Here is a 24,554-nt window from a genome sequence, read left to right as displayed (position 1 = left end):
AAAAACCCACCCAATATATGAAATAAATTTAAGTTGTAGTCCTGCCACTAGAGTAAAGCGCCAAGCAGTGTTATTGTCAGCCCATACCTAGGTATACACTTAGGGGACTCACGCAATATGTTGAACTTATTTTTCAAAAGGAAAAAGTAATGAAAAAAGTAGGCCTAGTCGGCTGGCGCGGTATGGTTGGCTCCGTACTGCTTGAGCGCATGCAACAAGAGCAGGACTTTGCGCATATTGACGTGACCTTTTTTACCACCTCGCAAACTGGCCAGTTGGGACCGGACATTGCCGGTACCCCTAAGCCATTGCAAAGTGCCTATGATCTTGAAGCGCTGGCGCAAATGGACATCATATTGACCTGTCAGGGTGGCGACTACACCCATGAAGTGTACCAAAGCCTGCGTGATAAGGGTTGGCAGGGCTATTGGATCGATGCTGCTTCAGCACTGCGCATGAGCGATGAAAGCATTATTGTGCTCGACCCGGTAAATAAGGATGTTATCGAGCAAGGCCTGGAGCAGGGCGTTAAAACCTTTGTCGGCGGTAACTGCACCGTTTCCTTAATGTTATTAGCCCTGGGCGGATTATTTGAACGCGATTTGATCGAATGGGTCAGCCCCATGACCTACCAGGCGGCCTCCGGTGCCGGTGCCCGCAACATGAAAGAGTTGCTGGTGCAAATGGGGCAACTCCATGATGTGGTGGCCGACCAGGTGCAAGACCCAAGTGCCGCTATTCTCGATATAGATAAAAAAGTGGCGACTAAAATGCAAGACGGCTCCTTGGCCTGCGACCAGTTCGGTGTGCCGCTGGCTGGCAGCTTGATCCCCTGGATTGATGTACCCATGCCGTCGGGGCAAAGCAAGGAAGAATGGAAAGCCGAGGTTGAAGCCAATAAAATCCTCGGCTCCAGCAAACAGCCTATTCCCGTCGATGGTTTATGTGTGCGTGTCGGCATGATGCGTTGCCATGCTCAGGCGCTAACCATCAAGTTACGCGAAGATATCAGCGTAAGCGAGATTGAAGAGATCCTTGGCGCTCATAACGACTGGGTTGAGGTGATAGCCAATGACAGAGAGGCTTCGAGCAAGGAGCTCACGCCGGTGAATGTGGCGGGAACCCTGCGTATCCCCGTTGGCCGTATTCGTAAATTGAGCATGGGGGCCAAGTACATCGGCGCCTTTACCGTGGGCGACCAACTCTTGTGGGGCGCCGCCGAGCCGCTGCGCCGCATGTTGCGGATCATCTGCGGATAACCCAATGAATCCCGAAAAGCGGCCTATGCGCCGCTTTTTTAGTGCCTTATAATGCCCGATGGCGGTGGACAATCGCCCCATTCTCGCCTAGCATAAATCTAGGTAACAGTCTGATACATAGGGATATACTCTGTCTATGACTGGTAAATTGATGCGCTTTCTCGAAGGCAAGAAGGAAAGGATGACTAAGGTATTAAGAGCGCTGCTTTTGTCGCTGGTGGTACTGGCCACTCACACCAGTTTTGCCCATGAACTCAAGGGCGCTTATCCGGATCATTTTCCGCCTTTTAGCATTACCGGTGAACCCACGCAGGGCATTATCCCCGATATGCTTAAGGCACTAAACCGAACCAGCGATCACGCCTATGTGGCCGCTCCCTATGCCCGCCATTCCTTAAAACTGCTTGCCGAGGGGCAACTGGATTTTCTTTTTGACTCGCAAAACTGGTGTAAAGACGGTGATAACTATTACTGGAGTCAGCCCATTGCCCAGATCCATGATGTGTTAATTTTGCGTGCGGATGGCGGCGATTATTCCAGCCTGGATGACTTTGTGGCGTTCTCGCACACCGAGCCGCAACCGCTGGTGGTAGCAGGGCGCTATGAATATGTGTATCCAAGTTTAGACCCCTTGTTTGCCAAGGCGCTGTTAACCAGGAAGAATTTTTACAGTGACTTGAATATGATTAAAGCACTGCAAAACACCGAGCAAAGTGGCGTTCACGCAGTGGTGATGGCCGAGCGGGTGTTTGATTATTTGGCCGCTAAGCATCCGCAATTGACGAGTAACCTAGTCAAGTCAAACTTCAGGGTACATAGCACCCCCTATCAGTTTCGTTTTCCGCGCACCGATAACGGTAAAATCAATATGATGTACACCAACAGGCTACTTAGTCAGTTGCAATCGAGCGGGGCGCTTGATCAGATCATAGCTAAATACCATGGTACCGAGGAGCCAGCTGAAACGCCCAAAAATAACCCCGTCGATGCTCAGTAGGTTATGATTTTAAAGTAAAAATTCAAATATGTATTAAGCTTTACCTAGCACTTTAGAAACTGCGCGGAATGCTTAACTCATGGACGTCATACCAAAAAGAACACGCTTTACCATACGTGTCACCCTGATCACCTCGTTTGTCTTGGCCTGCGCCTTCACCGCCTTGGTGGCCATTGGGCTGCAGTTTGTATTCAGTAATAATCTGGCCAAAAGCAGCGCCCAGGAGAAATTTCAGGCCATAGCCGCAAGCAGCAGTGAGCAAGCACTGATGCAAGAGCGCAGCGCCATTAGTCTCGCCCGAACACTTAAGCACAGTTTCGGCGATCGTCAGCTTAGCGCCGAGGTACCGTCAAAACAGCAATTGCTGGCATTGAGTTCCCTTTTAGAGGGCAATCCCAAGGTCTTTTCCCTGTTTATTGGTTTTGCCAACGGCGATTATCTCGAGCTGTCCAACTTAGAGTCGGCCCTGGGTCTGCGTCAGGTGTGGGGAGCGGCCCCAAGTGATCGCTGGGTGTTGTTACGGGTGACAGACGCAGCCGCAGGGCGCGAGCAAACCATTAGCTATCTTAACAGCGACCTGAGTATCCGCCACAGTGAGGTTCAGAGCACTCAATATAATGCCACGGCTCGGCCTTGGTTTAAGGAGGCGGGCAGCCAATCCGTGCATAAAATGCCACCCTACATGTTTAGCTTTGTCGGTCAGCCGGGCAGCAGTTACTCGATTAGAAGTGAGCAAGGGGATGTATTTGGCACTACCATTATTTTATCCTCGTTGGCGCAATATATGGCCATTGACGGTTACCAACAGGGCGCGCAGGCCTATATGTTCGATGGCAATGGGGTACTGCGAGCGCAGCGTCTTGGCAGCGAAGAGCCGGTTATTACCCCGAGTGAAAAGATACCCCTGTCGGTCGACGAGCTGGCTGTAATGGATAGCATAGGCACGCTCAGAGTCGGGGTGATGGACGACTATCCGCCGTTTGAATATAACCTGTCAGGGCAACCGCGCGGATATGGTCTGGAACATATGCAGCTGATCGCCGCCATGCTCGGTCTTGAGCTGCAACTGATCAACGGCTATAGCTTTCCGGAGCTAATTACACAGCTACAGCAGGGGCAAATTGATATGCTGCTGGGACTGATGAAGACCGAACAGCGCCAGCAGTTTGGTGCCTTTGCCGGGCCTTATTATGCGCCCGAAGTGGTGTTTGCCACCGATGATCCTGCCTTGGCAGCGACGCCGCAACTCTCGGCCTTGGCAACCAAGCGCATTGCCGCGCAAAAAGGTTATGCCATAACTCGCTTTTTGCGCCAGCAACTGCCGCAGGCGGAGTTTATCGAATACGATGATACCCTCGCGGCGATGCGCGCCTTAGAGCGGGATGAGGTCGACGCGGTATTCGACCTCAAGGTGGTGTTGCAATACATAGAAAAGTACTTTTTTATCGATACCTTGCACCGCAGCGCCGAGGTAGAAGACTTTAAGGGCCGAACCGAGTTTGGTCTTCATCATTTTGTGCGCAAGGATATAGCAACGCTTATTCCCCTTATCGACCGCGCCCAAAATGCGCTCGAGCCGCAACTGCTGAATGCTTTAGAGCGCAAGTGGCTGCGTTTCGAAGGGCAGGGTATGCGGGGCTCTAAAGCGCTTACTCAGGTGCCGTCGCCGAAGATTTTAACCCTGGCTAAAGATGCCAACAGCCATAATAAGTTGCATAGCATTACCCTGGATGGCGAAGACTATCTGATTTACGTGACCGCCATTGCCGGCCTTATCAACGAAGACAGCCGAGAATATTTGGCCTTTTTGGTCAGCGAGCAGGAGGCGTTTGCTCAGCTTAACAAATACGTGCGCGATGCCATTATTGTGACCCTGGCGGTCTTGGGTTTGGTACTTTTGTTGATCACCCAATTGGCCCGCTCTATGGCCAGCCCGATTCAACGATTAATTGAAGAAAACCAAAAGATCAGTCACCGCAATTATAACGAGGTGCATTACGTCTCCTCACATATAGAGGAAATCCACCAGCTGTCGAAATCTCTGGTCAATATGTCCGAGTCCATTTGCGACTTCGAGGCGGGGCAAAAAGAGCTGCTGGACTCTTTTATTCAGCTGATCGCCCAAGCCATCGATGAAAAATCCCCTTATACCGGCGGTCATTGTGCCCGAGTGCCGGAGTTGGCCTTGATGCTCGCGCGCCACGCCCATGAAAGCCAAACCGAGGTATTCGCCGACTTTCGTTTTCGCTCCGAGGAACAATGGCGCGAATTTGAAGTGGCGGCCTGGCTTCATGACTGCGGCAAGATCACCACGCCTGAGCACATCGTTGATAAGGGCTCAAAGCTGGAGTGTATCTATAACCGCATTCATGAAGTACGTATGCGTTTCGAGGTGCTGTTACGCGATGCAGAAATTGAGTACTTGGAGCGCTTGCAACATTGCCCCGAAGATAAAGAGCAGCTGCTATCTAGCTGGCAACAGCAGCGCGCGGATATCATTGACGACTTCGAGTTTATCGCCCACTGCAATATTGGCGGCGAGGCCATGGCCGAGGAAGATATCGCCCGTTTGCACCGTATCAGCGAGCGCACCTGGTATCGCACGCTGAGCGATAGAGTGGGATTGTCGCCGGCGGAGCAGCGCCATATGGAAGACTTTGCCCCCTTTACCCCGGGCTTTGAAGCCGTGCTAGGCAATAAACCGGAGCACATTTATAAACGCCAACGCGATATCGCCGCCCGCGATAAGGGCTTTGGCTTTAATATGAAGGTGCCTGAAAACAAGCAAAACCTCGGCGAGCTCACTAACTTGAGTATCACTCGCGGTACCTTAACCGATGAGGACAGATACATTATCAATGAGCACATTACTACCACTATACGCATGCTCGAGACACTGCCATTACCCCAGGATCTGGCCCGGGTGCCGGAGTATGCAGGGGGTCATCATGAGAAACTCGATGGCAAGGGGTATCCAAGGGGGTTGCGGGCTGAGCAAATGTCACTGCCGGCAAAAATAATGGCCATTGCCGATATCTTCGAGGCATTAACGGCCAACGACAGGCCCTACAAAGAGGCAAAAACCCTGTCTCAGGCGCTGAAAATCATGACCTTTATGGTTGCCGATGATCATATTGACCGCCATCTGTTTAATTTGTTCTTAACCGAGGGCGTCTACCTGGACTACGCCAAGCAATTTTTGCTGGCCGAGCAAATTGATGAGATAGATATTAACGATTACCTAGCGCAATGAGCGCTGGGCATGGTGGCGGTTGCTAAACCCACCTAGGTGCATTGACCAATGGCGCAGTTCGCCAATATTGCCCGGCGCCTTATCGATTATACGAAGCTTCCAGGCCCCGTAGGCGCTTTCGCCGTTAAAGGTCTCTATTTGGTAGTGCTGATTAATGTCATTACCCGAACCACCATCGCGGTTATGCAGGGTATGTAGGTTGCCACTGGGTGATACCAGTTGGATGGAAAGATCGCTGCGCCAGCTATGGCGAACGGTCAGCTCCACTTCTAAAGAGAAGGTGCTTAGATGATGCGGCACAAAAATCTCGCTCTCTTGAGCGGTGGCACCATTATCGACTATGGTCATCTCGCTCGCATTGTTAAAGCTGTAGGTTTGTACGCCCGGGGGCAGAATCTTTAAGGTTACGGCCTGTTGTTTTAGCTGGCTATCCTTGTGGGCGGTGAGGGTAAAGACATAATCACCCCACTGAGTTTTGTTTTTGGTTGGCACTTCCAGGGTAAAAGGCATGCCGGCGTTGATTTCGCGGTGCGACAGTTTTGCCCCGGGTAACGAAGAAGCGAGAGAGAGTCGCAATGTGCCGCTAAAGCCATCGACGATACGGCTGTTACAGTTGAATGTGGCGGTCTCGCCGGCGTTGATGGTGAGTACCGAGCTGGCGCAATGCAAATTGAATTGTGGGTCTAATTTAGGTTCTTTGTTGGCTGATGTCGGTGTACCACCTGAAATGCTCTCGCCAACCAAGGTATCTATGCTTTTGGCCGCATAAGGCAGTTGGGTACGCGATGCGAAACGCAGCGGGTTGTTCGGAAAAAGTGGGTTGCTAAGTTGCCATTGTGAGCCGATTGACGAGCCTGTGGTGTGCAGCGCATAGCTGTCATTCATATCCATATTGTGTGCTGCATTAACGTCAGCGTCGCTTGCCAGCAAACAGGCTAGGGTTGCGGTTGCTATCAGTGGATAGCGGATCAGGGTTGAAAGATTAGCCACAATAAAGCTCCGGGTTTTCGAACATTAATAACCATCCCTATTTTCTCTTGTTGATTTACGCTCTGGAGATAAACGTAAATTAAGAAGAAAAAGGAAGGCTCTAGAGAGCCTTCCCAGGGTTTACAGCTTACTTACGTTTACCTTTTGACTTAGGAGAAGCCGCGATGGTTTCTTCTAAAGAACAGTTGGTAGTAGTGCCAGTTTCACATACTTGGTAAGTGAAGCTAGTCGCAGTAGAGTTAAAGCGGTCTGTGTAGCTTGTCTTTCTTACACCAGAGTCAATTAGTGCACCGTCACGGTATACATCAAACTCAGTTGCAGCTTGTGCAGTCCAAGATAGATCCGTTGTTACTCGGTTACCGTCAGTTTCAGCAGTACCTTGTACAAAGATAGTTGGCTCTGGAACCGGCTCAGTCACAGTTACGTCTTTAGTGATTGAGTGCTGGGCACCGTCATCATCGCTTACAGTTAGGGTTACGGTGTAAGTACCCGCAGCTGTGTAGCTGTGTGAAGGGTTAGCTAGAGTTGAGCTAGCGCCGTCACCGAAGTCCCAAGACCAAGTAGTTACTGCGCCGTCGCTGTCGCCAGAAAGGTCGCTGAACTGTACGTCTAGGTCAGTAGCGGTGAAGCTGAAGTCAGCTACAGGTGCTACGTTAGCCGGAGCGTCTACAACAGTGAAGCTTACTTGTGCTTGGTCGAACGCTTCTTGCGAGTCAGTCGCCACAGCAGTCACGATGTGGTCGCCGGCGCCTAGTGTGTTAGTGCTGAACAGGGCACCTTCACCGATTAGGCCGTTGAAGTTATCGTACCACTTGATGCCAGCGCTTAGGTCACCGTCTTCAGCGTCAGTTGCAGTACCGTCGAAGGTGATGCTGTCGCCTAGGTTGAAGCTAGTGCCACCCATAGGTGCATTGATAGTCATCACTGGGGCTTGGTTTTCAGCCGGAGGCGGAAGTACCGCGTTGCCGTTTGATACCGAGATGCTCCAGTTGTTCAGTACGCCGTTCATGGTGTAGCTTGACGTATCTTCAACAAACAGACGCCATGTACCCATGCTTGACTCGCCTGCAAACTCAACCGGTGTAAAGGTGTGTACCAGGTCTGTGTTCCAGAATTGACGCCAAGTTACCAGTTTAACCGTGGTGCCAGACGGAGATTGCAGCCATGCGTTCAGGTATTGAACCGAGTTGAACGAGATATCAACGCTTACTTCGATTGCATCGATAGCAACACCGGTAGGCAGGTCGATTTCAGTGAAGACCTTGCCGCCCATCTCAGGCATAGCGATTGCTGTGTTGTTTGCACCGCTTACCGTGGTGTTGGCGTTAGCAACAGACAGTTCAACTGTTTCTGTGCTGGTTTGGCCCGCTGAGTCTGTAGAAGACGCAGTGATTACGTGGTCGCCTACCGACAGGTCAGACTTAGTGAATGAAGTGCCGTTACCGATTACACCGTCGATGCTTGACGTCCAAACGATGCCGGCAGTCAGGTCGCCGTCTTCGGTGTCGTTAGAGCTTGCGCTGAAGCTGATAGTTTCACCGTTCAAGAATGCGCCCTGGTTAGCAGGAGTCGCGATCTGTACGTTTGGAGCAAAGTCTGTGCCAGCTGAAGGTGCGCCAGTCAGTTTTAGTGACCAGCTGTTGATAGCACCCGTGTCGCCTGCCACTTCGTCAACGACTTTCAGTTTCCACTCACCAAATGCGTTGTCCAACTCGTATTCGGTAGGAATAAAGTTACCAACAAGGCCTGTGCCGTTGCCACCCGCACGATCGTGCAGAACTACTTCTTCGCCGGCTGGTGAAATGACAGACACTACCATGTCTGATGCCCAAGTGTGTGTGATGTCAACAAACACTTCAACCTGAGTTAGCGTCATGTCGTAAGGAACATTGATGCTGCTGGTCGCTGGGTTTGAAGGATCATCATCGCTGATAGGCACGATTTCGTTGTTGGTCAGCATAGTAGAAACTGTACCTTGAGGCCATACTTTAAGCTCCAGGTTGATGTTCTTAGAAACGCTGCCATCAGTGGCGTTGACAGTCAAGTTGTACGTACCAGGCGCAGTTTGCGCTGTCGTATTGATAGTCATGGTGTTAGTGGTGTCGCCCGCAACCGGGTTTTGTGCGAATACCACGTCAGCGTTAAGCGCAGGAATGCTGGTCAGGCTCATAGTCGCTGTGCCGTTGAAACCACCGGCTGCAACTAGGTCGATTGAGTAAGCCTGGCTGTCGCCTTGGTTGATGGTTGATTTAGTTGGCGTTGCTTCCATGAAGAAAGAAGGACCCGCGCCGCCTGAATCGACCAGTGCATTGGCAACGTTCAAACGCTTACCAGAGATGGTTTTACCTGCCAAAGCCGCAAGCGTATCACCAGTGTTCATTAGTACACTTTTTAGCTGTGATGTAGTCAGGTTCGGGTTGCCCGCAAGGAGCAGGGCTGCAGCACCGGCTACGTGAGGCGAGGCCATTGAGGTACCGCTAAACGTGTCGTAGCTGTTGTTAGGCGTAGTAGACAGAACGAATGAACCAGGCGCGGCTAAATGTACCAGTTGGTCGCCGTAGTTAGAGAAACCTGAAAGGCTGTCGGTACTGTCGGTAGAGGCTACCGCTACTACGTTAGGTACATCGTAACCAGCAGGATAGAAACCGCCGTTATCGATGTCGGCTGAGTCATTACCCGCTGCCGCTACGAATAGCATGTCTGCGTTGTTTGCCGCTGTGATTGCGTCTTTCAGAGTTTGCGTGAAACCACCGCCACCCCAGCTGTTGTTAAGAACGCGAACGTTGTTACCAGCATTTTTCAGACCGATCATATAGTCGATACATTGTACGCCATCGGCTAGGGTACCGCCGCCTGAACCTAGGAAGCTACAACCTACCATGCTGGTTTGCCAGTTTACACCGACAACACCCATGGCGTTGTTACCTTTGGCACCGATAGTACCAGATACGTGAGTACCGTGAGCACCTGTGTCAGACGGGTTACCATTGTCTAGGATGGCTGAGATACCATGGATGTCATCGATATAACCGTTACCGTCATCATCGATACCGTTGCCCGCGATTTCATTCGGGTTGGTCCAGATGTTGTCAGCCAAGTCTGGGTGGTTGAAATCGAAACCTGTATCGATAACACCAACAACAACAGAAGAATCACCGATTACATAGTCCCAGGCAGTTTCAGCTTGAATCTTCTGCATGCCGTAAAGGCTTGCATATGAAGTATCATTTGGAACTGCGGTAGTGTGTACGATGTAGTTAGGCTCTGCGTATTCTACAAGTGGGTGGTTTTGAAGGCTGGCAAGTACCGCATCAACTTTACGGCCTTGACCAAGTTCTAGCACCGCTAGACGACCGTTGGCAATGTTGCGTAGGCGGTCATCAACACCGTCATTGTTTTTATCTTTGAAAGATACGCCTAGGTTACGAGTAAGCTCTTTACGATCTTTTTTATCTACTTTTTGTTTGAATTTAACGATAACTGATTGTTGATCGTAGTCAGGTGTTGCTTTGAACGGTGCTTTAGCAACCGCTAGGGCTACAGGGCTGATACCAGCTAGTAGTGTTGTACCTACTAGGGCGTTTATTAATTTGGAAGATGACTTCTTGGGCGTTTTCATCATCTGATCTCCTGTTGTATGTAAATTTAACTTATGGTTGTTTTATTTGTACGCACCCACTTCATTTTCATTCTCCCTGTAAGTCGTCGCACGTTCGCACTTATTGTATCCATATGTGTATATTTATATGCCTTTATTTGCATCCGATCAATAAATAATAAACAAAAAATTCACATTTATTTGTAATTGGTGCGCTAAAACATACTTTTGTATGATTTAAAAGGGGTTTTTATTACGGGGTGATGGCAAAATAATTTCAATTTTTGGAAGGTTTTCTTGTTTCTTATGTATTGATGTGTAATTTGCAATGAATTTTATGGCAGGGTAAATATTCAATAAAACAAATGGTTATGCAGTTTTGTGTGTTATTTATGCACTGCTGCCTGGGGGCGTTTGTTCGCTTTAGGAATGCCACTAAGAAGCTTAATTGTATATAGGTTATGTACGGGCAGCCTGAGTGTCGGCGGCCATACTACAAAGCTGTATACAAAGTATGTCGATAAAGTCAGCCCAGTGAGGGGAAAGCTATCCTTCTTCGTAGAGATTCACCATAACCGGCCGTTATGACTGGCTCTGACTTGCTCCCGATTCCATATAAGGCATGTTAATCAGGATGTTATCGGTGCATCTGCCGTTTGCCTCGGGCATTGAAGATCATCAAGAGTAGGGTGGCCGACGAACATATCCACTGAGATCTGTTTAACTTATTCCTGAGCGAACATCTTTACCTGGTCTATGCCGAGCAGCCTTACGGCCCGAGCAAATCGATGAGATAGATATTAACGATTACCTAGCGCAGTGAGCGCTGGGCATGGTGGCGGTTGCTAAACCCACCTAGGTGCATTGACCAATGGCGCAGTTCGCCAATATTGCCCGGCGCCTTATCGATTATACGAAGCTTCCAGGCCCCGTAGGCGCTTTCGCCGTTAAAGGTCTCTATTTGGTAGTGCTGATTAATGTCATTACCCGAACCACCATCGCGGTTATGCAGGGTGTGTACATTGCCACTGGGTGATACCAGTTGGATGGAAAGATCGCTGCGCCAGCTATGGCGAACGGTCAGCTCCACTTCTAAAGAGAAGGTGCTTAGATGATGCGGCACAAAAATCTCGCTCTCTTGCGCGGTGGCGCCATTATCGACTATGGTCATCTCGCTCGCATTGTTAAAGCTGTAGGTTTGTACGCCCGGGGGCAGAATCTTTAAGGTTACGGCCTGCTGTTTTAGCTGGCTATCCTTGTGGGCGGTGAGGGTAAAGACATAGTCACCCCACTGAGTTTTGTTTTTGGTTGGCACTTCCAGGGTAAAAGGCATGCCGGCGTTGATTTCGCGGTGCGACAGTTTTGCCCCGGGTAACGAAGAAGCGAGTGAGAGTCGCAATGTGCCGCTAAAACCATCGACGATACGGCTGTTACAGTTGAATGTGGCGGTCTCGCCGGCGTTGATGGTGAGTACCGAGCTGGCGCAATGCAAATTGAATTGTGGGTCTAATTTAGGTTCTTTGTTGGCTGGTGTCGGTGTACCACCTGAAATGCTCTCGCTAACCAAGGTATCTATGCTTTTGGCCGCATAAGGCAGTTGGGTACGAGATGCCAGGCGCAACGGGTTGTTCGGAAAAAGTGGGTTGCTAAGTTGCCATTGAGAGCCGATTGACGAGCCTGTGGTGTGCAGCGCATAGCTGTCATTCATATCCATATTGTGTGCTGCATTAACGTCAGCGTCGCTTGCCAGCAAACAGGCTAGGGTTGCGGTTGCTATCAGTGGATAGCGGATCAGGGTTGAAAGATTAGCCACAATAAAGCTCCCAGGTTTTCGAATATTAATAACCATCCCTATTTTCTCTTGTTGATTTACGCTCTTATGTTAAACGTAAATTAAGAAGAAAAAGGAAGGCTCTAGAGAGCCTTCCCAGGGTTTACAGCTTACTTACGTTTACCGTTACCTTTTGACTTAGGAGAAGCCACGATGGTTTCTTCTAAAGAACAGTTGGTAGTAGCGCCAGTTTCACATACTTGGTAAGTGAAGCTAGTCGCAGTAGAGTTAAAGCGATCTGTGTAGCTTGTCTTTCTTACACCTGAGTCAATTAGTGCACCGTCACGGTATACATCAAACTCAGTTGCAGTTTGTGCAGTCCAAGATAGGCTTGCTACTACACGGTCACCAGAAGTTTCAGCGTCACCTTGTACAAAGATTGTTGGCTCTGGTACAGGCTCAGTCACAGTTACGTCTTTAGTGATTGAGTGCTCGGCACCGTCATCATCGCTTACAGTTAGGGTTACTGTGTAAGTACCCGCAGCTGTGTAGCTGTGTGAAGGGTTAGCTAGAGTTGAGCTAGCGCCGTCACCGAAGTCCCAAGACCAAGTTGTTACCGCACCGTCAGTGTCACCAGATAGGTCAGTGAACTGTACGTCCAGGTCAGTAGCGGCGAAGCTGAAGTCAGCTACAGGTGCTACGTTAGCCGGAGCGTCTACCACAGTGAAGCTTACTTGTGCCTGGTCGAACGCGTCTTGCGAGTCAGTAGCCACTGCAGTCACGATGTGGTCACCAGCGCCAAGCGTGTCGATGCTGAATAGTGCACCAGTACCGATTAGGCCGTTGAAGTTATCGTACCACTTGATACCTGCGCTTAGGTCGCCATCTTCTGCGTCAATTGCAGTACCGTCGAAGGTGATGCTGTCGCCTAGGTTGAAGCTAGTGCCACCCATAGGTGCATTGATAGTCATTTCAGGCGCTTGGTTTTCAGCCGGTGGTGGAAGTATCGCGTCACCGTTAGATGCTGAGATGCTCCAGCTGTTAAGTACGCCGTTCATGGTGTAGCTTGACGTATCTTCTGCGTATAGACGCCATTTACCCTTGCTTGACTCACCTGCGAATTCTACTGGAGTAAAGGTATGGATAAGGTCTTTATTCCAGAAGTCACGCCAAGTTACTAGCTTCACTAGAGTACCAGCAGGAGACTGTAACCAAACGTTCAAGTATTGAGCTGAATCGTAAGAGATGTTTACAGACACTTCTAGCGCATCGATAGCAACACCGGTAGGTAGGTCGATTTCAGTGAATACACGGCCGCCCCACTCAGGAAGTGCAATGGCTGTGTTGTTAGAACCGCTTACCGTAGTGTTGGCAGCTGCTACAGAGAACTCGATGCTCTGGTTAGTCGTTTGACCCGCTGAGTCGGTAACAGAAGCCGTTACTACGTGGTCGCCAGCAGATAGGTCAGACTTAGTGAAGCTTGCACCGTTGCCGATAACACCATCCACGCTTGACGTCCATACAACAGTTGAAGTTAGGTCGCCATCTTCAGTGTCGCTTGCATTTGCAGAGAAACTTACAGTTTCGCCAACAAGGAAGGCACTGTTGTTTTCAGGAGTTGCGATAGACACGTTAGGAGCGAAGTCAGTAGCACCTAAAGGCGCGCCGCTTAGCTTCAATGTCCAGTTGTTTAGAATACCGGCGTTGTTGTTGTTGTGGTCTTCTACTTGTAGCGTCCAGTTACCTAGGGCGTTATCAAGCTCGTGGTCGTAGTTTACAAAGTCCATCTCAAGACGGTTACCCGCTTGGCCTTCGAAGCTGCGAAGTACAGACTCTTTACCGTTAGGTGCTACTAGCTTGATCACCAGGTCAGCGATGTTGTCGTGAGTGATGTCAACGTGACCTGCAACCTCAGTGATAATCATTTCATGAGGTACATTGATTACGCTCTCAGCTGGTGCTTCTGGTGCATCATCGGCAATCAATACCGCTTCGTTGTTGCTGAAGCTGGTAGACGTGCTGCCTTCAGGCCATACACGTAGCGTTAGAGGTAATGTTTTAGTGATATCACCGTCTACCGCAGTCACCGTCATTTGGTACGTACCAGGAGCAGTTGCAGTTGTAGTGTTGATAGTCATAGTTGTGGCTGTGTCAGCAGCAACAGGGTTTTGACTAAATAGCACTTGTGCATCTAAAGCTGGAACAGTAGACAGGCTTAGAGTCGCATCGCCTGAGAAACCACCGGCAGCGGTCAGGTCGATAACGAAGTCTTGGCTTTCGTTTTGGTTAACCGTTGCAGACGAAGGCGTTGCATTCATAAAGAATGAAGGACCTGTACCGCCTGAATCAGCCAAGGCATTAAACACGTTCATGCGCTTGCCGTTGATGGTTTTGCCTTGTAATGCGGCTACGTCATCACCCGTGCTCATTAGAACCTGTTTAAGCTGCGCAGTAGTTAGGTCTGGGTTACCAGATAATAGAAGCGCTGCTGCACCGGCTACGTGAGGCGTGGCCATTGAAGTACCGCTTAGTGTGTCATATGCACCACCAGGAACGGTTGAAACAATGAAGTGACCAGGAGCGGCAATGTGTACTAGCTCGTCACCAAAGTTTGAGAAACCAGATAGGTTGTCTTGGCTGTCGGTAGAAGCAACGGCCATTACGTTTGGTACGTCATAACCTGCAGGGTAGAAACCGCCTGGATCGATATCAGATGAATCGTTACCTGCTGCCGCTACGAATAGCATATCGGCGTTGTTGGCTGCCGTGATTGCATCTTTAAGCGTTTGCGTGAAACCACCGCCACCCCAGCTGTTGTTAAGAACGCGAACGTTGTTACCGGCATTTTTAAGACCGATCATATAGTCGATACATTGTACGCCATCGGCTAGGGTACCGCCACCTGAACCCAGGAAGCTACAACCTACCATGCTGGTACGCCAGTTCACACCAACAACACCCAGGTTGTTGTCACCTTGAGCACCGATAGTACCGGCTACGTGAGTACCGTGAAGGCCAGTGTCTTGAGGGTTACCATTGTCTAGGATGGCTGAGATACCGTGGATGTCATCGATATAACCGTTACCGTCGTCATCGATACCGTTTCCAGGGATCTCGTTAGGGTTGCGCCAGATGTTATTTACAAGATCAGGGTGTTGGAAATCGAAACCTGTGTCGATAACACCCACGATTACTGATGCATCACCGATGGTGTAATCCCATGCCGCTTCGGCAGAGATTTTTTGCATGCCGTAAAGGTTTGCATAGCTAGGGTCGTTTGGAACAGCTTGGTGCTTAACGATGAAGTTAGGCTCAGCGTACTCTACAAGTGGGTGGTTTTTAAGGCTAGCCAATACAGCATCTACTGAACGGCCCTTACCAAGATCTAGTACCGCAAGACGACCGTTAGCAATGTTGCGTAGGCGGTCATCAACACCGTCGTTGTTTTTATCTTTGAAAGATACGCCAAGGTTACGAGAAAGCTCTTTACGCTCTTTCTTAGCTACTCTTTCTTTGAACTTAACGATAACAGTTTGTTGATCGTATTCTGGTGCTGCTTTGTGTGGCGCTTGCGCTACTGCTAAAGCAACAGGACTGATACCAGCTAGTAGTGTAGTACCTACTAGTGTTTTGATTAGTTTGGAAGATGACTTCTTGGGCGTTTTCATCATCTGATCTCCTGTTGTTTGTAAATTTAACTTATGGTTGGTTCATTTGTACGTACCCACTTCATTCTCCCTGTAAGTCGCACGCTCGCACTTCTTGTATGCGAATGTATATAGTTATATACCTTCGTTTGTATATGATCAATAAAAATGACGTAAAAAATTCACATTTATTTATAAAAAATGTATAGAAAGTATGCAGCGGTATGATTTAAAAGGGGTTTTTATTACAGGAAAATGACAAATTATTTTTTCTTCATCGGAAGAATTTCGTGTTTTTGTCTATTGATGTGCAAATTGCAATAGAATTGTTAGCAGGACAAATGTCCTATAAAACCAGTATTTATGCAGCATTGCGCGTTATTTATGCACGGGGGCAGAGAGCTTTGCCAGGTCTGAGGGGCGCCTGGAAATTGCTCAATTGTATATAAACTTGTATTTCAGCCTAATACACTTAGAGCCAACCAAAGAAGATGTATACGCTGTATACAAAAAACTGAGTCTGGGCGACAGGCGCTCTGTCTTGCCCTAGGGGCAATGAGACAGGGGATCGATCGGTGTGCTCAAAGCCCAGTCGCTCACTGTGGCAGCTGATGGGGCTGTAATTAAGGGCTGTATGACATTATAGACATGAGTCGTAGTATGCCCGCGCTGGCTTGTACTTTATTGCCGCGCCTGGAGTATCGCACTGAACTTGTGTGGCCCTTGGCCTGGGCGGGCCTTGTATGTATGGGGGCGTTAAATGGGAAAATAGTGGGAGCTAAAAAGAAAAAAGCAGCGGCTCAATGGGGATGAGCACACTGCTTTGGTTAAGGTCCAACTAGAAAAGGGTTTCTGCTTAGAAAGAGATTACTTGCTCAGCAGTACAGTCTGTGGTGTTTTGGTCACAGGCTTTATAGGTGAATGTGCCGCTTACCTTACGAGAGAAGGCATCGTTGTACTGCGTGCCATTAGCAACAGTAGCAATTTTGGCACCATCACGGTAGATATCGGCACTACCCGAAGACGCACCCAAGGCAACAAGCTCTACCTGGTTTTTGCCTTTGGCAAATACATGCGTGGCACTAAGTGATAGCTCACCCGGAGTCGGCGTGTTACCACAACCATTTTGTGTTAGGTAATCGTGAGCGGCCTTGGCCTTAACGATACCGTAACCAAAGTAGACATCGTGGCCAGCTGCGCCTTGGTCTTCGGCGGTCATCTTCAATGCGTCACGGATTTGCTCACCACTACACTCGGTGTGGTTTGACCAAACCAGTGCGGCAACGCCGGCTACCGCAGGTGAAGCCATAGAGGTACCGCTCATGTAACCGTAAGCAGAAGGAGTGACGCTTACTGAGATTGAGGCTGCATTCAAAAATGCATCACGGTCAGCAAGGTCTGCACCAATTGCAGGAATAGATGTGCTGTTCATATCACCCAGGGTGCCATACAGTACACCGTCAACGTTGTTAACGATAACCGCACCAACGCCGCCAGAGGCTTCACAGTTTGCTACTTTATCGTGGAAGCTGATGTTACCGCGGTCGATAACACAGATGCGGCCTTGTGCACCGGCATCTACGGCTTCAGCAGTGCCCATGAAATAGCCCGCAGCCGTCGCTTCACCGTCGTTTTCCATGCCTGCAGAAGCATAGAAAGTACCGTCTGCGCTTAGCGACGCAATATCCGCCATGCCCGCTGGGTAGGTAGAAAGCGTTTGAACACCGCCGGCCGTTGCTTCAACACAGATGGTTTCATCGAAGGTGGCACGTTTGCCGCGTCCGCTTGAACAGCTTGGAAACTGAGAAAAGGGTGCAATGTTGTTATCGGCATCGTTGGCGCCAACCATCATAACTGCAGGGTAGGCTGCAGGATATGAAGCAGCTGAGTTACCATCGTTACCCGCAGCGGCAACGATCAGACCACCATTGGCACTGAATTCGGCAAAGGCGTTGGCTTCAACGTTGTTGCTACCGCCGCCACCTAGGCTCATGTTGATGATATTGGCACCGGCTTGGCTACATAGGTTAGTAGCGTGGGCAAGATCTGATGAGTAAGCCCAACCGCGCTCGGTGAATACCTTGATAATGTGCATTTCAACGCCTGGGGCCATGCCCACTACGCCGAATTCGTTATCGCTGGCACCAATGGTACCGGCTACGTGGGTGCCGTGTGGGCCACCGTTTACATTCCAATCGCCTGTACCTGGGTCATAATCACCCGTGATACCGGCCCAGTTAAAGTCAGGGTTTGATCTATCAAGACCTGAGTCGATAACACATACTTTCATGCCGGCGCCGGCAATAAAGGGTACCTGGTTAGCTTGTGACTGGTATACGGCGTAAGGCGTAAGCTGGCTGGTCATAGGATTACCAGCATCGTCGTTGTATAACGCGAATGGCTTACGGATTTGGTCTTTTTCGATTAGTTTTACATGTGGGTTATTAAGAACACCCTTAACCTGAGAAAGGTCCATGCCCGGGAAGCTGGCGGCAAAGAAACCTTCGCCATCAACTTTGATTTCGGCGCCAGACTGAATGGCTAATGCTTTGACAACACCTTTACTGTTGTTATCAACCTGGATTACGAAACGAGAATCGTCTGCTTGTGCGCATGCTGCTGCGCTAAGTGTTAATGCCGCTAAGGCGCTCGCTATTTTTGTTACTTTCATAACTTTGCTCCAATTTGTGTAGGGGTTGGCGTTACCTTGGTGTTGTCCGTACACCGCGAAAACGCGTGCTGCCTACAAGTTGGTGTTCAATGCTATTTATCTTTGCGGCTTCTGGTGCTCAGGCATAAATATTTGAACTTGCTAAAAAAACATAACGTGATCCCTTGCCTCGAAAGGTTTTGGGAATCAATTTCAATGACTCAACATATACATTTATATACATATAGACACTAAAGATCAAATAAATTTAACTTTTTGTACACAGTAATGACAAAAAACTGACTAAAATCTCCTGAAAATGGATGATAAGTTACCGAAAATAAAGAAAATTATTCGATAAGTTGCAGCGATAAAATTAACAAGTAAAAAACGGTTAACTTGTATACCAAAGAAAGCGTTGAGTTAAGAAAGTGGTTAATTGGGCCAGGGCGACTGACTTTTTTGTCGCCATGAAGGCGCCATGTATATGCTGCTCAGCAGAGGGCGCTGTGTTAAAGAGCTAAAGCCGGCGCCAAAATGCGCCTAGCTGTTACTGGTTGGTGGCGGCTTTTTCGGACAGCGAATGGTGAGTTTGGCACCACCTAGGGTAGAAGACCCAACTATGAGTTTGCCACCATGAGCTTCACTTATTTTTTTCGCCAGTGCCAGACCCAGGCCGACACCGCCGGAATCGCGACAGCGACTGAGGTCGAGGCGAACAAAGGGCTCAATAACCCGCTGTCGTTCGGCAACGGGAATACCCGGGCCGTCGTCTTCAATACAGATCTCATAATGTTGCGACAGGTTATTTAAGGTAACCTGCACCTGTGTCTCGGCAAAGCGGGCGGCATTGCGAACGATATTGGAAACGGCGCGGTTTAGTTGGTGACTATCGGCCTGAACCACACAAGGCTGTGGCCCTTTCTCGGTCAATTCGAAATGAATATCGGGATACAGATCGACATGAGATTCAAGTAAGCGCGACAGCATGTTGCCAATTTTAAGCTCGCTGGTGTGCAGTGCCCGGGACTTATTTTCCAGCTGGATAAAGTCCAAGGCTTCTTTGATCAGCTTTTCCAGTTCGGTCAGGCCATCATTAATCTTAGTGCTCAGCAGCTTAGTGTTATCGGCAACCAGAGAGTCTTCCAACATATCGAAGGCCAATTGCACCCGTGCCAAAGGCGCCCTGAATTCATGGGCAACCGCTTGAATTAATTCCCGTTGCGATTTGATGTTTTCATTCAACGAGCGGTTTATCTTGTTTTGATGCATGCGGTTAACAAACAACAGAATAAAGGCGAAGCTGGCACACAAGGAAGCAATCCAGACATTACGGGTGTATCTCTGCTGTTCAATCTCTTTGCGCTTTAGGCTTTGATCCGCCTGTAACAGTTTAATTTGCTGTTCTCGTTTTTCCGCTTCGAAGTGGCTTAGCAAGAAGGCAACCCGTTGATCGCTCTCGGAGTTAAACATCTCATCATTGACCTGTTTAAACAATTCCAGGTAATAAAGGGCTTGAGCCAGATCGCCCCTGTCCTTATAAATTTGATAAAGATACTGATAGGCATCGCGCACCATGCGCTTATCTTCAACATCCGTAGCCACCTCTATAGAGCGATTGGTTAAATGGATCGCTTGGGTGGTCTCACCTTTAAGCTTGGCTATTTTCGCACTGACCAATAACGCATTCGCCTGCAGGGGGATAATTTTTAGATTGATAATTTTTTGCAGTGCCGGCTCGGCGTACTCCTGAGCCAAATCCGCATCGCCTAACTCTATATAGGCGCTGGCGATATCAATTTTGATCCGTGACATCATGGCGACATCATCCAATTCTTGGGCAAGTGCCAGGGCGGATTGATATTGATGCAGTGCGGCATCGAATTGATGTTTACGTTGGTGCACGGCACCGAGGTTAGTCAGCATTTCGGCAATGCCAAGCTTGTCCTGCAAGGTTTCGTAATAACCCAGTGCCCGCTGTAGGTAAGACAGCGCCATATCATAGTCTTCAAGATAGAAGTAGGTGAGGCCAATGTTGCCGAGCACTTGAGCGAGACCGGGAACATCGTTAATACGCTCGCGAATGGTCAGAGATTTTAATTGGTAATCAAGGGCTAAACTATAGTTACCACTGGTACCGTGAATATTGGCGAGGTTATTGAGAGACACGGCGATGCTTTTCTCTTCGCCTATTTGTTGCTGCATCTCAAAGGCACTTTGAAAATACTCGAGTGCTTTTTTTGGCTCGCCCAGGGTTTGGTGAATGATGGCGATATAATTAGTGGTATTGGCGATACCCCGGGTATCTTGCTGTTCCTTGGCTATTTCGAGGGCTTGTTCAAAGTTTTTCAATGCCGATTGGTAATCGGCGGTGCGCCAATAGATGATCCCCTGCATGGTAACAGACACATAAAGACCGCGTTTATAATCGACTTCTTTTGACAGGGCCTGGCTTTGATTGGTGCGAGCCTGTGCCTGCTCGTACTGCCCCAGGGTAATATGAGCCCAGGCCATATTATTGAGGACCGTTATATGGCGCTTTTCATCCGGGTACTTGGCAAAACTAACCAAGGCCTGCTCGGCGTACTCCAAACTCCGGGGTGGATTGTTATCCCGGTAGGCCTCGACTAATAGCGTTAAAATCTCGCCTTTTTCTCTGCCCTTTGCTGTATGCAGCTGGGTTTCGAGCTGTTCAACCGTGCTTTGCTGTTCGTTATCATTACCCTGCACCGAGGTACTGAGCCAAAGCCCGGTCCCCAGAAATACAAAGAGTAGCAATAACAGTTTAAAGCGCATCGCGTTATCTATCTCCTACAAACAGATAGCCTTTACCGTGAATAGTTCTAATTCTAGTCGAAGGATTGTTATCGTCGCCAAGCTTTTTACGGATACGTGATACGCGCAAGTCTATGGTTCTGTTAGAGCTTTCATAACCCAGCTTAGCAAAATGCTCGGAAATAAACTCCCTGTCGCAGATCACCCCGGGGTTACTGGCAAGTAAGGCCAGCAATTCAAATTCCGCGGTGGTCAAATCCACGACCTTGCCGTCTTTTTCCGCGCTTTGATATTTTTTATCTATCACCAGATCATCGAATTTGATCAAGGCTTCGTCTTCTGTTTTTTCTTCCGGCTGTTGTTCTGTCCTTGGAAGCGATGCGGGTGTTTCATGGGGGTTGCGGCGCAGCAGGGCTCGTACTCGTGCCAGCAGTACCCGCGAGCGCACCGGTTTTGCTAAATAATCGTCGGCACCGGTTTCCAGGCCTGCCACTTCATCAATGTCGTTGTCGAGGGCGGTAAGCATAAGAATAGGACCGTCGTAGGTGCCTTCCAAACCCGGGTAACCGTAGCGCGCCTGACGGCAAACCGACAAGCCGTCCATATCCGGTAGCATGACATCGAGCACGACCAATGCCGGCTGCTCGGTAATTATGGTTTGCACAGCTTTTAAGCCGTTGTTTTCAATTTTGGTTTTATAGCCGTTGGTTTCAAGAAAACCCGCCACCAGTTGCGCTAACTCGGTGTCGTCATCCACCACTAGGATCCAGTTATTATCTTTTCCGTTCATCATATTGGCCTGGACAGTAACATTTAATTCATAACTTCGTAATCATACATGAGTTTGTATTGAGTTGTATATCGATGTTTTTTACTCGGGAACACCAGTCGCATATCCGCTCAATACCTGCAAAAACAGGCCGTTAATTGAAATTACGACAGACTTGCCTGGCAAGCACTTCGTTGTGCTGGCTTGGCTCTTGCTTATAAATAAGATAATACTTTTCACAGTGACTGCCCCTGGTGGCGATAAAATCAGGGCTTAGAATGTCGGAATTACCGAGCATCTGTGTCTGTGATGCAGGGAGTTGGGTCTCCGTGACCGCTCTTGAACTCATAGGGCCTAGCTCGGCAGAAGGCTCGGCTGGAGGCTCGGCTGAAGGCTCGGCCGATGGCTCAGTATTGACGAGCAGCTTAATGAGCAAGAGCGCGATAGCGATAATAAGCAAGATGGCCGGAGCTAGGTATGCTTTATTGTTGTTTGACGACAGGATACCCAAGAACATATTTACGCCCTGTTTTTAAACATTTTTTTAATTGTTATGAGTATAGCCTATCGGGGCGCTCTGTATGCGACTGGGGCTAAAATGGTAGGCACGCCGCAGCGTGCCATGGGTTGAAGGGCTTAGGAGTGGGCTTCCTGCTTGAGTGTAACCACACGCTGAGGAAAGGGGATTTCTATGTGTGCCTGTTTCAAGGCGCGGAATATCGCCTTATTGATCTCAAGTCGGGTGGCCACCTTGGCCTTGGTTGGTGCCCAATAGCGATATAAGAGCACAACGCTGCTGTCGGCAAATTCGTTGATCCCTACCTGTGGCTTTGGCGTTTGCGCAACATCGCTCTGCGACGCCAACACCTCGATGATGAGTGCTTCTGCCTGCTCATAATCGGCATCGTAGGCAATGCCAATGGTCCCTTCTTCAAGAGAGTAATCGAATGAATTATGAATGATTTCACCAACAATGTGCTTGTTGGGAATGGTGATCTCCACCTCATCTTCGTCGCGTAAATGGGTCATACCGAGCTCAATGGCGCTTACCTGACCTGTGACGCCCTTTACCGTAATGGTGTCACCGACCACAAAGGGGCGGGTTGCAATGATCGCAAGGCCGGCGCCATAGTTTGACAGCATGCCTTGCAATGCCAGGCCAGCACCTAGTGATGCGGCACCAATGGCGGCAACAAAGGGAGTCACACTTATTCCCACCTTGCCCAGGGCGATGACCACAAAGGTGACAATAAGTAGCACCCGCACCAGGTTACTGGTAAAGGTGGACAAGGTAATGTCGATTTTATGGCTTTGCATCAGGGCAAAGATCCAGCGGCTAATGCGTTGTGCCAGCCACAGGCCAAACACCAGTAATACCAAAGCCAGTACCAACTGTGCACTGTAGGCAACGAGGAAGTCTATGGCCATTTGGTAGTAACGTTCTACTTGGGCTATTTCTTGTTCGATCATCTAACGTTTTTACTCAAATAATGTGTTTGCTAAATAGTAACGACTTAGAACGGCTAATTCGAGAGAGAATTGGCAAATGAATCTATAATTATCAGAGTTTCGCTAAGCACAAGCGCCTGGGTTCAACCCAAGGCTTGAACCCAAGGCTTAAACCCATATCCTATGCCCGGACGCCGAGCTGATAATCAGATGTTGGAATTATGAAATACTGGATACTCATTACTGGCTTATTATTTTCATCTACCTTGTTTGCGGCCATCGAAACAGGTGACGGTACCCTGGAACAAATGAGGCTGGACGCGCTCTCGCGAATTGATGTCCTCACGTGCCTTGAAAAGGGCGGGGTGATCAAAAGTGTGTGTATGAATGCCATCCCTGCCTGTATCTACACCTACCCGGATGCGGGCAAGCAGTGTACCACGGGCTCAGATTGTCAGGGCCATTGCCTTGTCGTTGGTGACTTTGTGGCCGAAGGCAGCGTGGTGGTAGGGCAATGCAGTGTCGATAACGACCCCTGCGGCTGTTATCAACGAATTCGTGATGGCGTGGCCGAATACGCCATGTGCACGGATTAGTATGGTTAGGCAGTTTAATTCACTGATCTATATCGTTCACGCTCAATAATGATTTGGGGACTGAGATGTCAGCCAAGCCGAGCGATAAAGCCGCTCATAAAAGCATGTCGACACGTCAGTGGGTTGACCTGCTCCTGTTGTATCTTACTTTCCCTCTTATTCTATTTGTGTGCAGTTTGGACCTTCAGTGGTGGCAGGCCTGGGTCTATTCGGCGGAGGTGTTCGCCTTTGGCGTCGGCGGCCATATGTTAACGGAGCAAAGGAATCCCGGATTAATCGCCGAAAGACAAAATATCGACAGCATTAAAAAAGCCAATCCCTGGGATAAGGTACTTGCTCCTTTAATGGCGATAAGCATCGGCTTTCCCATGATCATAGTGGCCGGGCTTGACCACAGGTATCAGTGGTCCAGCGAATTTCCCCTGTGGCTAAATTGGCTGGGGTTTATGTTGGTTGCCCTCGGCTATGGCATTGCTACCTGGGCTTTGGTAGAAAACCGATTTTTTATCAGTGTAGTGCGCATCCAAACGGAGCGCGGCCATGTGGTCTGTGATACCGGCCCCTATCGCTTTATTCGTCATCCCGGTTATGCCGGCAGTGTATTGGCCTTGTTTGGCATTGTCCTGGCGCTTGATTCGCTGTGGACCCTACTGCCCACGGCATTCGCCACTGTGATAACCCTGATACGAACCCAATTAGAAGATACAGCTTTGCACAAGGAGTTACCGGGGTACAGCGAGTATGCCCGGCGGGTTAAATATCGCTTGTTTCCCGGGGTATTCTAATTGGCCTTGTGCGGA

The 24,554-nt window shown here is 49.3% G+C and carries 14 protein-coding genes; 5 read left to right on the top strand and 9 right to left on the bottom strand.

The annotated features are described in order from the left end of the window. Positions 1–149 precede the first annotated feature (149 nt). The 3 genes from asd to KD147_RS07555 all read left to right on the top strand — a co-directional run bounded on the left by asd (position 150) and on the right by KD147_RS07555 (position 5,509). Positions 150–1,259, top strand: a complete 1,110-nt coding sequence (gene asd / locus KD147_RS07565) for an aspartate-semialdehyde dehydrogenase (protein ID WP_212547408.1) — start codon at positions 150–152, stop codon at positions 1,257–1,259. A 181-nt stretch (positions 1,260–1,440) separates the two neighbouring features. Then, the gene (locus tag KD147_RS07560; RefSeq protein WP_212547407.1) at positions 1,441–2,256 is read left to right on the top strand and encodes a substrate-binding periplasmic protein; all 816 of its coding nucleotides are present in this window, start codon (positions 1,441–1,443) and stop codon (positions 2,254–2,256) included. Positions 2,257–2,335: 79 nt separating this feature from the next. After that, the gene (locus KD147_RS07555) at positions 2,336–5,509 is read left to right on the top strand and encodes an HD domain-containing phosphohydrolase (RefSeq protein ID WP_212547406.1); all 3,174 of its coding nucleotides are present in this window, start codon (positions 2,336–2,338) and stop codon (positions 5,507–5,509) included. Here KD147_RS07555 and KD147_RS17000 read toward each other — a convergent pair. The 9 genes from KD147_RS17000 to KD147_RS07510 form a co-directional block, all read right to left on the bottom strand. Next, a complete protein-coding gene (locus KD147_RS17000; protein WP_212547405.1) occupies positions 5,498–6,499 on the bottom strand; it encodes a proprotein convertase P-domain-containing protein in 1,002 nt (333 codons plus the stop codon). The two genes, KD147_RS07555 and KD147_RS17000, sit on opposite strands and share 12 nt — an antisense overlap. A gap of 127 nt (positions 6,500–6,626) precedes the next feature. Then, positions 6,627–10,121: a S8 family serine peptidase gene (locus KD147_RS07545; RefSeq protein WP_212547404.1), complete on the bottom strand. Its 3,495-nt coding sequence runs from the start codon at positions 10,119–10,121 to the stop codon at positions 6,627–6,629. Positions 10,122–10,908: 787 nt separating this feature from the next. After that, positions 10,909–11,910 (bottom strand): proprotein convertase P-domain-containing protein, encoded by a 1,002-nt coding sequence (locus KD147_RS16995; RefSeq protein ID WP_212547403.1) that lies wholly within the window; start codon positions 11,908–11,910, stop codon positions 10,909–10,911. Between the two features lie 128 nt (positions 11,911–12,038). Then, positions 12,039–15,539, bottom strand: a complete 3,501-nt coding sequence (locus tag KD147_RS07535; protein ID WP_212547402.1) for a S8 family serine peptidase — start codon at positions 15,537–15,539, stop codon at positions 12,039–12,041. 832 nt (positions 15,540–16,371) lie between these two features. Further along, positions 16,372–18,186 carry a S8 family serine peptidase gene (locus KD147_RS07530; protein ID WP_212547401.1) on the bottom strand — a complete coding sequence of 605 codons (1,815 nt, stop codon included), beginning with the start codon at positions 18,184–18,186 and terminating at the stop codon, positions 16,372–16,374. Positions 18,187–18,708: 522 nt separating this feature from the next. After that, positions 18,709–20,961: a tetratricopeptide repeat protein gene (locus KD147_RS07525; protein ID WP_212547400.1), complete on the bottom strand. Its 2,253-nt coding sequence runs from the start codon at positions 20,959–20,961 to the stop codon at positions 18,709–18,711. A 4-nt stretch (positions 20,962–20,965) separates the two neighbouring features. Next, complete coding sequence (locus KD147_RS07520; RefSeq protein WP_249319073.1) at positions 20,966–21,733, bottom strand: response regulator transcription factor; 768 nt, start codon at positions 21,731–21,733, stop codon at positions 20,966–20,968. A gap of 130 nt (positions 21,734–21,863) precedes the next feature. Then, positions 21,864–22,226 carry a hypothetical protein gene (locus KD147_RS07515; protein WP_212547399.1) on the bottom strand — a complete coding sequence of 121 codons (363 nt, stop codon included), beginning with the start codon at positions 22,224–22,226 and terminating at the stop codon, positions 21,864–21,866. A 119-nt stretch (positions 22,227–22,345) separates the two neighbouring features. Then, entirely contained in the window at positions 22,346–23,179 is an 834-nt protein-coding gene (locus KD147_RS07510; protein WP_105188915.1) for a mechanosensitive ion channel family protein, read from the bottom strand. Between the two features lie 200 nt (positions 23,180–23,379). Between KD147_RS07510 and KD147_RS07505 the strand changes: the two genes are divergently transcribed. Both KD147_RS07505 and KD147_RS07500 read left to right on the top strand, forming a co-directional pair. After that, a complete protein-coding gene (locus tag KD147_RS07505; RefSeq protein ID WP_212547398.1) occupies positions 23,380–23,754 on the top strand; it encodes a hypothetical protein in 375 nt (124 codons plus the stop codon). A gap of 65 nt (positions 23,755–23,819) precedes the next feature. Further along, positions 23,820–24,539 (top strand): methyltransferase family protein, encoded by a 720-nt coding sequence (locus tag KD147_RS07500; RefSeq protein ID WP_212547397.1) that lies wholly within the window; start codon positions 23,820–23,822, stop codon positions 24,537–24,539. The last annotated feature ends 15 nt before the right edge of the window (positions 24,540–24,554 follow it).

Origin of the sequence: Pseudoalteromonas sp. BDTF-M6 (genome assembly GCF_018334135.1) — a bacterium.
GTDB lineage: Bacteria > Pseudomonadota > Gammaproteobacteria > Enterobacterales > Alteromonadaceae > Pseudoalteromonas.
Note: the sequence above shows the minus strand (reverse complement) of the source record. Positions and strands in the feature narration are given on the sequence as shown.